This window comes from Marinoscillum sp. 108, assembly GCF_902506655.1.
Taxonomy (GTDB): domain Bacteria; phylum Bacteroidota; class Bacteroidia; order Cytophagales; family Cyclobacteriaceae; genus Marinoscillum; species Marinoscillum luteum.
The window spans coordinates 1,658,145-1,672,516 of record NZ_LR734808.1 but is presented as its reverse complement, the minus strand read 5'-3'; the positions used below and the strand labels follow the sequence as shown (position 1 = coordinate 1,672,516).

Annotated in this window: 7 protein-coding genes; 4 read left to right on the top strand and 3 right to left on the bottom strand. The window is 49.4% G+C overall.

What is annotated here, in order from left to right:
- Positions 1 to 14: 14 nt before the first annotated feature.
- From GV030_RS07010 to katG, 3 genes are all read left to right on the top strand, one after another.
- Positions 15 to 3,200 carry an efflux RND transporter permease subunit gene (locus tag GV030_RS07010; RefSeq protein ID WP_159581186.1) on the top strand — a complete coding sequence of 1,062 codons (3,186 nt, stop codon included), beginning with the start codon at positions 15 to 17 and terminating at the stop codon, positions 3,198 to 3,200.
- A complete protein-coding gene (locus GV030_RS07005; protein WP_159581183.1) occupies positions 3,184 to 4,629 on the top strand; it encodes a TolC family protein in 1,446 nt (481 codons plus the stop codon). The genes GV030_RS07010 and GV030_RS07005 overlap by 17 nt, the downstream gene beginning before the upstream one ends.
- A 278-nt stretch (positions 4,630 to 4,907) precedes the next feature.
- Positions 4,908 to 7,142: a catalase/peroxidase HPI gene (gene katG / locus GV030_RS07000; RefSeq protein ID WP_159581180.1), complete on the top strand. Its 2,235-nt coding sequence runs from the start codon at positions 4,908 to 4,910 to the stop codon at positions 7,140 to 7,142.
- 149 nt (positions 7,143 to 7,291) lie between these two features.
- Here the strand turns inward: katG and GV030_RS06995 are convergent, their stop codons facing one another.
- From GV030_RS06995 to GV030_RS06985, 3 genes are all read right to left on the bottom strand, one after another.
- A complete protein-coding gene (locus GV030_RS06995; RefSeq protein ID WP_255465190.1) occupies positions 7,292 to 8,191 on the bottom strand; it encodes a cation diffusion facilitator family transporter in 900 nt (299 codons plus the stop codon).
- Positions 8,192 to 8,343: 152 nt separating this feature from the next.
- The gene (locus GV030_RS06990; protein ID WP_159581177.1) at positions 8,344 to 10,872 is read right to left on the bottom strand and encodes an ABC transporter permease; all 2,529 of its coding nucleotides are present in this window, start codon (positions 10,870 to 10,872) and stop codon (positions 8,344 to 8,346) included.
- 808 nt (positions 10,873 to 11,680) lie between these two features.
- On the bottom strand, positions 11,681 to 12,571 hold the full coding sequence (locus tag GV030_RS06985) for an ATP/GTP-binding protein (protein WP_159581174.1): 891 nt from the start codon (positions 12,569 to 12,571) through the stop codon (positions 11,681 to 11,683).
- A 169-nt stretch (positions 12,572 to 12,740) separates the two neighbouring features.
- Between GV030_RS06985 and GV030_RS06980 the strand changes: the two genes are divergently transcribed.
- Positions 12,741 to 14,369, top strand: coding sequence for a M28 family metallopeptidase (locus tag GV030_RS06980; RefSeq protein ID WP_159581172.1), 1,629 nt, complete (start codon positions 12,741 to 12,743; stop codon positions 14,367 to 14,369).
- Positions 14,370 to 14,372 lie beyond the last annotated feature (3 nt).

The window sequence follows — 14,372 nt, the reverse complement described above, 5'->3', positions numbered from 1 at the left end:
AAAAAACAGAGAAAATGTTTAGTCAAATCATACATAGGCCGGTTTTTGCCATTGTCATTTCGGTCATTATCGTTTTTGTAGGTTCACTGGCCATCAAGCAGTTACCTATTTCGCAATTTCCCCAAATTGCCCCGACTACCGTAAGTATTTTCATTGCTTACCCCGGATCCAGTGCCGATGTGCTGGTGAAGTCTACACTGATCACCCTGGAAAACTCCATCAACGGTGTGCAGGGTATGAGGTATATGGCCACTGATGCTACCAGTGCAGGAGAGGCCACCATTAGTGTTATTTTCGAGCCGGGTACGGATCCCAATCAGGCCGTCATCAGGGTGAAGACCAGGGTGGATCAGGTGATGCCGCTGCTGCCGGAGCTGGTGCAGCGAGAGGGCGTTATTATCACCCCTATCCAGCCCAGTATGCTCATGTATGTCAACCTCTACAGTGAGGGCGAGGACATGGATGAGAAGTTTCTGTACAACTACGCCAACGTGAAAATGATCCCCGAAATCAACAGGATCAGCGGGGTGGCCAGGACACAGATATTGGGTAGCCGTACCTATGCCATGCGTATCTGGCTCAATCCGGATCGCATGCGGGCCTACAATATTTCCATCGATGAAGTAATGGAAGCTCTGGGTGAGCAGAGTATCATTGGCCGCCCGGGAAGGATCGGTCAGAGCTCCGGTATTGCTGCTCAGTCGCTGGAGTATGTGCTTACTTACAAGGGCCGATTCAATAAGCCTGAGGAGTACGAAGGGATCATTATTCGTGCCAATGCAGAGGGCGAAAGCATACACCTGAAGGACATAGGCTGGGCTGAGCTGGGTAGTGAATTTTTCGATATCTACTCCAATCTGGATGGTCATCCTTCGGCCGCCATTGTATTGAAACAAAACTACGGGAGTAATGCCAGTGAGGTGATTGAAGATGTGAAAGCAAAGCTGGAAGAGATGAGGGCTGATTTTCCTCCCGGAATGGATTACAAGATCAGCTATGACGTCTCTAAATTCCTGGATGCTTCTATCGAGCAGGTGACGCATACGCTGCGTGATGCATTTGTGCTGGTAGCCCTGGTGGTATTTCTATTCCTCGGCGATTGGCGATCTACCCTCATCCCGATTCTGGCCGTTCCGGTATCGTTGATCGGAGCCTTCTTTGTGATACAGATGTTTGGGCTTTCCATCAACCTGGTCACGCTCTTTGCACTGGTACTGGCCATTGGTATAGTGGTGGATGATGCCATTGTGGTGGTGGAGGCCGTCCATGCCAAAATGGAAGAAGAGAACCTGTCGCCGTACAATGCGGTGAGGAAAGTGATGGGAGAGATCAGCGGAGCCATCATCGCCATTACCATGGTGATGGTATCAGTGTTCTTGCCTATTTCCTTCATGACAGGTCCAGTGGGTACCTTTTACCGACAATTCTCCATCACCATGGCGAGTTCCATCGTGATTTCGGCCTTGGTAGCACTCACGCTCACACCGGTGCTCTGCGCTATACTGCTGAAAAACAACCACGGACAACCGCGTAAGAAAAACCTGCTGAACAAAGTGCTGGATAAGTTTAACAGCGGGTTTGACAGGCTGACCGGAAAGTATACAGGTCTGCTGCGCGTGATCGTGAATAAAAGGGCGCTCACTTTCGTGATCCTGTTCGTCTTTGGTCTGGGAATTCTCTTTGAAAATCATATCCTGCCAGCTGGTTTTATTCCGAGTGAGGACCAGGGCACTATCTATGCCATTATCCAAACTCCTCCCGGGGCTACATTGGAAAGAACCAATCAGGTGTCTCAGAAACTCCAGAAAATCTGTGAGGAAATAGAGGGAGTGGAGTCCGTGTCTTCTTTGGCGGGCTATGAGATCATGACCGAAGGGCGGGGCTCCAATGCAGGTACCTGTCTCATTAACCTGAAGACCTGGTCTGAACGTGAGCATTCTGTAACGGAAATCATGGAAGAGCTGGAGGAGAAATCGAAAGGCCTCGGGGCCATTGTGGAGTTCTTCGAGCCGCCGGCCATCCCTGGTTTTGGATCTTCCGGTGGATTCTCCATGCGATTGTTGGACAAAACCACCGATACGGACTATCAGGAGTTTGATAAAATCAATAAGCAGTTCATGGATGACCTGAGCAAGCGGCCTGAGCTTACCGGTCTGTTTACCTTCTTCGCTGCGAACTACCCTCAGTATGAGTTGGTGATAGACAATGAGCTGGCCATGCAAAAAGGGGTTTCGATCGGGAGTGCCATGGAAAATCTGAACATCCTGATAGGCAGTACCTATGAGCAGGGGTTTATTCGTTTTGGACGTTTCTTCAAAGTGTATGTCCAGTCTGCTCCCGAATTCAGAAGACTTCCTTCTGATATCCTGAAGCTCTTTGTCAAGAATGATCATGGGGAGATGGTGCCTTATTCTTCATTTATGAAAATAGAGAAGAAGCAGGGCCCCAATGAAGTGACCCGATACAATATGTACAATTCGGCAGCTATCCGTGGATTGCCCGCAAAGGGGTATACCACCGCTGAGGGGATTCAGGCCATTCGCGAAGTGGCCAGCGAAACCCTGCCAAAGGGCTACGACATAGCCTGGGAGGGGCTTTCATACGATGAAGCCAGAAGGGGGAATGAGTCCCTTTACATCTTCATTATCGTTTTGGCCTTTGTTTATCTGGTGCTGGCAGCGCAATATGAAAGTTTCATTTTGCCCCTCGCTGTGATCTTTTCACTTCCGGTTGGGGTGTTTGGTTCCTTTTTCATGCTGAAGCTGATGGGACTGGACAATGATATATATGCCCAGATCGGATTGATCATGCTGGTAGGTTTGCTGGGAAAAAATGCCGTATTGATCGTGGAGTTTGCCGTGCAGAAGCATCGGCATGGAGCCACCATTTTTGAGGCGGCCATTGAAGGTGCGAAGGTCCGTTTCAGACCGATTTTGATGACCTCATTTGCCTTTATTGCGGGATTGATTCCATTGGTAATAGCTACGGGAGCCGGAGCCATTGGCAACCGCACCATTGGATCCTCTGCCCTTGGCGGAATGTTACTGGGAACCATTTTCGGGGTAATCATTATCCCGGGCCTTTATTACATTTTCGGAAGTCTGGCGGATGGTCGTCAAATGATCCGTGATGAATACGACAGGCCTTTGTCGGAAGTACCTCAACACAAAAAATCAAATGAAAATGACCACAGCGCTTAGTAAAACGATTTATAAATATTTAGGAATAGCCTCTTTTGTGGTAAGTGTTACGGCTTGTACTCCTGACCTGGCGATGAAAAAAACCGCCAATACGGCACTTCCTGAGGCTTACAAAAGTTCTCAGGACACCACCAATGCGACTACCAGGATCAATTGGCGGGAGTATTTCACCGATCCAAATCTCATCGCACTGATTGATACAGCTCTGAATAACAATCAGGAGCTGAACATCACCTTGCAGGAGATCGAGATTGCCAGAAATGAGGTCATGGCAAGGAAGGGAGAGTACCTGCCCTTTGTGGGGCTGGGAGCCGGCGCTGGCGCTGACAAGGTAGGTCGATATACCAGAAACGGGGCATTGGAAGCCAACAATGATATCAAACCCGGCAAGGAGTTTCCTGAGCCGCTTGGCGATTTCATGGTAGGGGCCTATGCCACCTGGGAGCTGGACGTCTGGCGAAAGCTGCGCAATGCTAAAAAATCTGCTTATACGCACTACCTCTCCACTGTGGACGGCAAAAACTTCATGGTTACCAACCTCATTGCCGAGATTGCGAATTCTTATTATGAGCTCCTGGCACTTGACAATCAGCTGAGGATCGTGCAGCAAAACATAGAGATTCAGAGCAATGCCCTGGAAATCGTGAAGCTGCAGAAGGAAGCGACCCGGGTGACAGAGCTGGCCGTGCGACGGTTCGAAGCGCAGGTGCTGGACACCAGAAGTCTTCAGTACGGCATTCAGCAGCAGATCATAGAAACTGAAAACCGGATCAACTTTCTGGTGGGTAGATATCCCCAGCCTGTACTCCGAGATTCGGAGGTTTTCATCGGGCTGATGCCTGATAGTATTCAGTTGGGCATTCCGGCGCAGCTACTGGAAAACCGCCCCGATGTGCGGCAGGCAGAGCTGGAGCTGGAAGCAGCGAAGTTGGATGTGAAGGTGGCCAAGGCCAGGTTTTACCCGGTTGTTGGGATCACGGCGGGTATCGGCTACCAGGCGTTTAACCCTACCTACCTGGTGAAAACACCCGAGTCACTGATCTATTCGCTGGCGGGAGATCTGGCAGCCCCGCTGATCAACAGGAATGCCATTAAGGCCACTTATTACAATGCCAATGCGAAGCAGATTCAGGCCGTTTACAATTATGAGCGAACCATTTTGAATGCTTACATAGAAGTGGCCAATCAGCTCTCCAATATCAATAACCTGAGGAGTAGCTACGAACTGAAAGAACGTCAGGTGCAGGCACTCACCGAGTCGATTGAGATCTCCAGCACACTCTTCAGGTCTGCACGGGCAGACTATATGGAGGTGTTGCTGACACAGCGCGACGCGCTGGAGTCCAGATTTGATCTGATAGAGACCAAAATGCAGCAGATGCACGCCTGGATCGATATCTACCAGGCACTTGGTGGCGGCTGGCGCTAATCAGGTAGCTATTGGTTAAGGTTTAAGGTAGAAAGCCATTTTGCAGTGATGCAAAGTGGCTTTTTGTTTTCATGCTAATGGGTATATCCTTCTCAATAGCAAACTATTTGTTCCTTGAGACAATGGGGTTGTGTACAGATGACTTTGTGAAACGGTTTGGAATCCGGTAACTTGTTAGAGCAGGCGCAAGTCATAAGCTCAGCTAATGAGTGTATAATATTTATAAATATATGTAATCGCATATTTGTCTATAAGTAATAAATCTTAATCTCTCAAAAATGGAAAACAGTAAACATTCAGGTGCATCGGTAGGCGACATGAACGATGCAAGCAAATGCCCCTTTCATGGCGGATCATTGAAACAGGGAGCCGGTGGTGGTACTTCCAACCGCGACTGGTGGCCCAACCTATTGAAGTTGAACATACTGCGTCAGCACTCTTCTCTGTCCAATCCTATGGGTGAGGATTTTAACTATGCTGAGGAGTTCAAAAAGCTGGATCTTAAAGCTGTGAAGAAAGATCTGTTTGAGTTGATGACCAAGTCCCAGGACTGGTGGCCGGCAGATTATGGTCACTATGGTCCGTTCTTTATCAGGATGGCATGGCACAGTGCGGGTACCTACCGCATTTCGGATGGCCGTGGCGGTGCCGGATCCGGCACTCAGCGATTTGCCCCACTCAACAGCTGGCCGGATAATGCCAATCTGGACAAGGCGCGCCTATTGCTTTGGCCCATCAAACAGAAGTATGGTAAAAAGATTTCATGGGCAGACCTGATGATTCTGGCGGGTAATTGTGCGCTAGAATCCATGGACTTTAAAACATACGGTTTTGCAGGAGGCCGTGAGGATGTATGGGAGCCCGAGGAAGATGTGTACTGGGGATCTGAGTCCGAGTGGTTGGGAGACAAGAGGTACACCGGTGACCGGGAGTTGGAAAATCCCCTGGGAGCGGTGCAGATGGGACTGATCTATGTGAACCCCGAGGGGCCTAATGGAAAACCTGACCCGGTAGCAGCCGCACGCGACATCAGAGAGACTTTTGGTCGCATGGCCATGAATGATGAAGAGACCGTGGCACTTATCGCTGGCGGACACACATTTGGCAAGACACACGGAGCTGCCGACCCAGGCAAGTATGTGGGTCCGGAGCCTGCTGCAGCGAGCATAGAAGAGCAGGGGCTTGGCTGGAAAAATACATTGGGTAGTGGGAGTGGAGTCAACACCATTACCAGTGGTCTGGAAGGCGCATGGACCACCACACCTACGAAGTGGAGTAACAACTTTTTTGAGAACCTCTTTGGGTTTGAGTGGGAGCTGACCAAGAGTCCGGCCGGAGCACACCAGTGGAAGCCCAAAGGTGGAGCTGGAGCGGGTACTGTGCCAGATGCACATGACCCATCGAAAAGCCACGCCCCATTTATGCTGACTACTGACCTGGCCTTGAGAATGGATCCTATTTATGAACCCATCTCCCGACGGTTTTATGAGAACCCCGACCAGTTTGCAGATGCTTTCGCAAAAGCCTGGTATAAGCTAACGCACCGTGATATGGGACCTCTGGCGCGCTACTTGGGGCCTGAGGTGCCTTCAGAGGAGCTAAGCTGGCAAGATCCTTTGCCCGCCGTGAAGCATAAACTGGTGGATGATAAAGATATCGCTGCGCTAAAAGGTGAAATTCTGGATTCCGGCCTCACTGTGTCGCAGCTGGTGGCTACGGCATGGGCTTCGGCTTCCACTTTCCGGGGCTCGGATAAGCGTGGTGGAGCCAATGGCGCACGCATTCGTTTGGCACCGCAAAAGGATTGGGCGGTGAATAACCCTAAACAATTGGCGGCAGTGCTCCAGAAGTTGGAAGGAATCCAAAAGGAATTTAACAGCTCCCAGTCAGGGAAGCAGGTGTCTCTGGCCGATCTGATCGTGCTGGGTGGTAGTGCCGGCATAGAGCAGGCGGCCAAGAATGCCGGTCACTCGGTTACGGTACCATTCACTCCCGGGCGTGCTGATGCCACCCAGGAACAAACAGATGTAGAGTCGTTTGCCGTGCTGGAGCCAGGCGCAGATGGCTTCCGAAATTATTTTGAACCGAAGCATCAAGCCTCTGCAGAGGAAATGTTGGTAGATCGTGCACAGCTATTGACGCTGACTGCTCCTGAAATGACTGCTTTGGTAGGAGGGATGCGTGTGTTGAATACGAACTTTGATCAGTCTAAGCATGGGGTATTCACCAAACGACCTGAGACCCTTACCAACGACTTCTTTGCCAACCTGCTGGATCTGAGTACCACATGGAAGGCCACATCAGCTTCAGAAGCTGTTTTTGAGGGACGTGATCGTGCCACAGGGGCTGTGAAGTGGACTGGCACCCGGGTAGACCTGATCTTTGGTTCTAATTCTGAACTGAGGGCCATCGCTGAGGTGTACGGATGTGCCGATTCTGAGGAGAAGTTTGTACAGGACTTTGTAAAAGCCTGGACCAAGGTGATGAACCTGGATCGTTTCGATCTGGCGTAGATTTCAGAAGAGATTATCGTACCTATGGAATGCAAAAGGTGACCAGGAAACTGGTCACCTTTTTTGGTGCTATGGGAGATTAAAGCGATCACTGAAGGGGTGTTCGTTAAGTCTTTCTGCTTGGTTTGACAGGTGAATGACGCTTTTGATTACCCTTGGGGCTCTATGTGGATGGAAACGTGGCCCAGCGTGGGGATCTTTTCACACAGGGTGTCTTTCAGCAGGTGAGCAAGATCGTGACCCTCAGTGACGCTAATTTGACCGTCTACACGGGCATGTAGGTCTATGTGATATTGCATCCCGGCTTTTCTGATCAGACACTTTTCTGTGCTCAGGATCCCTGGGACCGTCAGGGAAACTGCTCTGATTTCTTTTTGGAGGTCATCATAGAGGTGTTCATCCATGATTTCACCGAGGGCAGGTCGGAAAATCAGGTAGCTGTTGTACAAGATGAAAGCAGAGGCGACAAGTGCTGCCCAGTCGTCGGCGGTTTCATAGCCCTTGCCGAAGATGATGGCGATGGAGATACCAATAAATGCGGTCACGGAAGTAATGGCGTCACTGCGATGGTGCCAGGCATCGGCGCGAAGCGATGAGCTGTTGGTTAGCTCACTCTTTCGTATGACGATGCGGTAAGAGACCTCCTTCCATGCGATGATGCCGCCCAGTACAATCAATGTCCAGGGTTGGGGCACCTTATGGGGTGTTTGGATGTGAAGAATGCTTTCGTAAGCAATGATGGTGGCAGAGGTGACCAAAAAGGCCACCACCAGAAAGGTGATAAGGGGCTCTATCCGACCATGTCCGTAAGGATGGTTTTCGTCGGCGGGCCTGCGGGCATACTTGAGCCCGAAGAGTACCAGCAAGGAGGAAAAGATGTCAGTGGTAGACTCAATGGCGTCTGCTATGAGCGCATACGAATTGCCAAAAAAACCGGCCAATGCTTTGATGATCGCAAGGCTGGTGTTGCCAATGATGCTGAAATAAGAGGTTTTGATAGCTGTTTGCTCGTTGTCCATGCCGAGTATGGTTCCCACACGGTGCTCCATGCACAGCGCGCCTCGAAGCTAAAGTATTTCAGGTTTTTTAATGAAGCTTTTTCCCGGGTATTGGGTAAAGAGCTGGGCTGTGGCTTTCCAGACCAAAATTTGGAATACCATTAGAGGGTGACCAGTTGAGGCTTTGTTCCCAACAGTGTACCTTATTCATCTCTCAAGGCCTCCACTGGGTTTTTTGTAGCCACTTTGACCGATTGAAGCCCAATGGTAATCCAGGAGATGAGTAGTCCTGCCGCACCGGCCAGAGCGAAGACCCAAAGATTGATGGATGTTCGGTAGGGGAATTTGGACAACCAGGTATCCACGAAATACCAGGCAATCGGGCTGGCAATCAAAAAACCAATCACTATCAATTTGGTAAAGTCTCTGGAAAACAGTGTGACGATTTGCAGGACACTTGCACCCAGCAGTTTTCTCATACCTAATTCTTTTGTTCTTTTCTCTGCGGAGAATATCGCTAAACCATAGAGTCCGATACAAGCGATGATCAAAGCCATAAGGGTGAAGGCATTCATGATTCTTTTTACTCGTTGTTCATTTCTAAAGCTGTTTTCAAACTCCTGGTCCAGAAAGCTGTATTCAAAAGGGAAATACGGGTCCAGATTTTTAACCTCATTGCGTATGGAGGCAACAAGTGCACTCATCTCATTGGTCGAATGGATTGAATTGGGATCGATTCGCAGAGAAAGCACCGATGGGCTTGTGCCACTATCGGGAAGGTATTTGTTGTCAATGTGATAGATGACCAGGGGTTCAACCTGATGTTTAGGACTTTTGTAATAGAAATCTGCGGTCACGCCTATCACTTCCATTTTCTGGCCATTGCTATAAATGTACTTACCCACGGGAGACTCTTTTGAATAGGCTTCCGGAGTTCCCCAGCCTAGCATTTGTACCGCTTCCGCATTCAAAATCACTGAATGATGAAGGTCGGTAACCATCGTTTCATTAAAGTTGCGACCTGTGATGAGCGCTACATCCAGTAAATCAAGATAAGGTGCATCCACTTTCATTCGGCTTATCTCCATTTGATCCTTGTCCGTAAGCCTCGCACTTATGAGGTTTCCACGCATGACGTTTGGGGGTGACTGATGGGCTTCTCCCACCAGTTGGATGCCGGTCTGGCTCATCAATGTGTTTTTTAGTACCTGGCTATCTGCGCTGAATTGTTCAACATTATGCAGTTGAAGTACGTGCTCTTTATCGTACCCTAGATCGAACTGTGTCATGTAATTCAATTGCCTGGCGATAAACACCGATCCAATGATCAGGCCGATGGAAATGGTGAATTGGAATACAATCAATGCATTGCGGATGCCTTTTCCGCTAATTCCCATGCTCAAGATACCCTTCATGCCATTGGCGGGTTGAAAAGAAGAAAGATAAAGGGCAGGGTAGCTCCCGGCCAGGAGTCCCAGAAAACCACAAAAAACGATGATGGAGATCAAAACGACCGGTTGTGATAGCTGCTCGAAAAGGTTGATCGACTTGCCGGAAAAGTGGTTAAAACTGTCCAGAAGTACGCCTGTGAGGGCAATACCCACCAGTGTACTGATGATGACAAGGAAGAAAGCTTCAAATAGAAACTGTGCAATGAGTGTCTTTCGTTGAGCTCCAAGGGCCTTGCGAATGCCCACCTCACGGGCACGGTTGGAAGATTGTGCAGTGGAGAGGTTCATAAAATTGATACTCGATAGTATCAAAATTAATAGCCCTATGGCCGTAAATGAGGCAATGGTGCTCCGCTGACCCAGCGGCCCCAGAATGTTTCCCATCGTGTTGGACCCTAAGTACACATCGCCGATGGGCTGCATGAAAAGGTCCCATGATTTATTGTCCGCATGCAATTCGTCAAATGTGAGCCCGAAGATTCTTAGCAAGGTGCTGGCTGCCCATTTGGGAGGGATGGTTTTGAGTGCGGATTCCAGCTGTGCTGCATCCACGCCTTCTTTGAGCAGGGCATAGTTTGCAAAAGCCGTCCACGTCCATAGTGATTCGTTTTGCGTGATGTCAATAAAACTGGCGGTAGAAGCCACCATATCAAACTGGATATGTGACTGATCGGGAATGTCTTCAATAATGCCGCTTATTGTGAAATTCAGCGGTGTGTTATCCCCTGCTTGCCGGCCTTCCAAAATTGTGCCGCGCAGTTGAAGGGTTTTGCCTAAGGCTGATTCTTTCCCAAAATATTTGATTGCGGCTTTCTCAGTGATGACGATTTGGTTGGGTTTGGAAAGGGCAGAGGATTTGTCACCCTCAACCATAGGGAATGAAAAGATCTTAAAAAAATCAGGATCAGCGATCAGCAGGTCGTCTTCCAGGAAACTGTTTGGTTGACTGGCTTCATTCAGTGATGTTACCACAAATCCTTCGGGGTGCAAGATCCTGGTAATGGCCTCTATTTCCGGTACATCGGCTTTTAGCGCCAGCGCTACATTAGGGCCTGTTGTGGGCATTTGGGAAGCCCAATCCCCCCAAATCATGGATTGGTTGATGCGATAAATTCGATCCGATTTTTTATGGAAGGCATCGAAGGCATACTCGTAGTGCACATACAATCCGACCAGCAGGCAAACCATCATTCCTACGGACAGACCAATTATGTTGAGTAAGGTGAAACTGGTTTTTCTCGTGGCCATTCGCCAGCTCACCTTCAGCATGTTGTAAATCATAGGTGTTTCAATAATTCATGGCTGTTTTTTCAATAATGGTGCCAAGGCAGCGAAACCTCTCTAAGCGTTTATTGAGTGCTTTTTATGCAATCAATATAATGTTTATTGTCCGAAAATGACCAGTCCGACTTTAAAAACGGCCACTTCAGGGACCGGAGAACAATGATGTCTCTTGGGAGCTTTGTCTACCCTTCGACGGATGGAATAACCTATGTGGGCATAAAAGGACTACCGGAGGATTGCTTCACCCGATAGTCATCGGGCCTCGCAATGACTTCACCGATTATCATTTGCACGTGAGGGAAGGGATTGGTGAGCAATGATTTCTCTGGGAGCTTTGTCTTACCCTTCGACGGAGCTCAGGGTGACAAAGCATTGCCAACCTGCGTGCCGATTGTCATCTTGGGTAAGTGGTTAAACCACCGTGTTGAAGGATGGAAAAGCGTATGTGGGCATAAAAGGACTAGCGGAGGATTGCTTCGCCCCGATAGTTATCGGGCCTCGCAATGAACGGGGCGTTGTATTACGTCATTGCGAGAAGCGACCACAGGGAGTGCCGAAGCAATCCTCCTTGAGTTGAAGTGTAAGCTTTCCATCTGGTTTGCTAATTGATTTCTTATCGAGAGCCCATTGAATTATAGAAGTAAGATGTAAACCTTTCAGAGCTTTACGTCGGATTGCTTCAACCGATAGTTATCGGGACACCTGCAGACATCCTCATCAACCAAGCCCACATAAAAAGCCCGCTTCCCTTCCGCCATAGATCGCGGGAGGGAAGCGGGCTGTATCAAGGTCTTTTGCTGAGAGTTTACTTCGTCAGCTTATAGGCCACGACCTGGTTGCCAAAGAAGGTAGGCACCAGCAGGGTATTGGACTTGGCGATAAACTCTATATCTGCTGCGTTGGACCCGTCTTCACTAGTGTCCAACAGCTTGGTGGTTTCACCCGCTGCAGTTATATAAAACACCCGGCCATGCCAGCTGGAGACCAGGTAGTCTTCGCCTGTTTTCTCTATCCCGTCACCACCTTGTAGTGAGTCTGTCACTTGTGTGATGGTGCCGGAGGCATAGTCTATGGTATTGAAGATGCCCTTGCCAAAGGCCACCATCATCATCTGGTCACCATCATCCAGCAGGCCATTGGGCCCGCCAATCTCCGCATCTTCTATCCACAGGGAAAGCTCCCCATCGGCCGACAGTTTGTGGATTCTGTTGGCACCAGAGTCGGTAAAGTACACGTTGCCTTCATCGTCTGTGGTGATGTCATTGAGGAATACCGCATCGGGTACGTTTATTTTCTGCGTGATTTCTCCGGTAGTCACGTCTATGGCCACGATATCATCTATATCCGTCACATACAGGGTACTGCCGATGAGCCCCAGTCCTTTGGGTGCATCCATACCAGTGACCCACTGTAGTTCTATGATGGAGCCATCTGCCGGTGACACTTTGGCGATAAATCCATCTTCATCCCGGGCATCTGGCGGTGCGCCGTTGATGCAGGAGACATAGAGTACGTCGTTGGTTTCGTCATAGATGACTGACTCGGAGGTGGTGAGTAGCGTATCAGTAGCCCAGAGCTTTTCCAGCCCCAAAGTAGGTTCGGCTGTTTCTGAGGAGGCCGTTTCGCCCTCATTTGATTTTGGCTGACTGCAGGCCACCACGAGGAGCGCCAGTGCCAGGTAGATAGTTTGTTTCATGATCATAGGTGTTTTGTAGGTTTTGTGGATGAACAAGCTGTGTATTTGCAATGTTTGGTTTCAATTTACTGATTTTAACCATTCAAAGTAAAATTCAGGAGTTCATGGAAGAGAATTTTAGTCTCTTGAAAAAAATGAGCAAATTCCGGAAGCAAAAATGAAAAGCACTATGAAGAAGTACTATGGTTTATTGGTTTTGGGAGGGTTGATGGCCTGTGAAGGTTATCAGCAGACCACAGAAAAGGTTCTTGTGGATACGGTGGCTATGGCCAACCATGTGCGGATCCTCGCTTCTGATAATTTTCTGGGAAGAAAACCATTCACAGAAGGGGAGACTAAAACCCTTGCCTATTTGGAAAATGAATTTAAAAGTTACGGACTGGAGCCTGGCAATGGTGATAGCTTCTTTCAGGAAGTGCCTATGGTAGAGCTCAATGCAAGCCCTTCACCTACACTGGAGATTAGCGGAGCCAATGGTAGCGTATCACTCAATGTAAGTGATGAGTTTGTGGCCTATACAGAACGTGTGGAGGAGGTCAGTGCCCTGGAGAACTCTGAGTTGGTGTTTGCCGGCTTTGGAGTGGTGGCACCTGAGTATGGCTGGAACGACTATGAGGGACTGGATGTGAAAGGGAAAACAGTGATTGTACTGGTAAACGATCCCGGGTTTGGGAGTGGCGACAGCACTTTTTTCAAAGGACAGACCATGACCTACTATGGCCGCTGGACTTACAAATATGAAGAAGCTGCCCGACAGGGTGCGGCAGGGATATTCATCATCCACGATACGGCGCCAGCGGGATACCCATGGTTGGTGGTGAGAAACTCCTGGTCGGGCGCGAGCTTGTACCTGGATCAGACGGCCGGTCAGTACAAGCCTTTGGTACAAGGATGGCTCACCCGCGAGGCGGCCATCAAAATCTTTGAAGCCTCAGGCAAGGACATGAAAAACTACGTGGAAAAATCGCGTAGTGCAGATTTCACCCCTACAGCGCTGGATATGACAGCCAGTGTTACCATCAAAAATGAAATCAAAAGGGCGTCATCCAAAAACGTGATCGCCATGGTGAAGGGCACGGAGAAGCCCGATGAGTATGTGCTTTACACGGCTCACTGGGATCACCTGGGCGTAGGCCAGCCTATTGATGGAGACAGCATCTATAATGGTGCGCACGACAATGCCTCTGGCACAGCCGCACTTTTGGCCATCGCCAAAGCGTATGCCTCCAACCCTGAGAAGCCCAAGCGTAGCGTGCTGTTCTTGGCAGTAACTGCCGAGGAGCAAGGGCTTTTGGGTTCTAAATATTATGCAGAGACACCGATCTACCCACCTGCGCAGACGGTGGCCAATATCAACATGGATGGATTGACTTACTTCGGTCTCATGAAGGATTTTACCGTAGTGGGCTACGGACAGTCCGAGCTTGATGACCTGGCGGGAGCCATCGCTACCCAGCAGGGGAGGTACATCATGCCTGACCAGGAGCCGGGCAAGGGGTATTTCTTTAGGTCAGATCACTTTCAGTTTGCCAAAGTGGGTATCCCGGCCATGTTTGCCAGTGGTACCTACGAGCACATGACCAAGGGCGTGGAGTATATCGAGGAGATGTCCAATGAATACCTGACCAACCGATATCACCGACCTGCAGACGAGTTTGATGCAGCCGAGTGGCGTTTTGGAGGAATGCTGCAAGATGCCAGCTTGTTTTATGAGTTGGGTTGGCAGTTGGCCAATTCGGATCAGTGGCCCAAGTGGAAAGAAGGTTCCGAGTTTAAAGCCATCCGTGAAGGAAATTAGTGG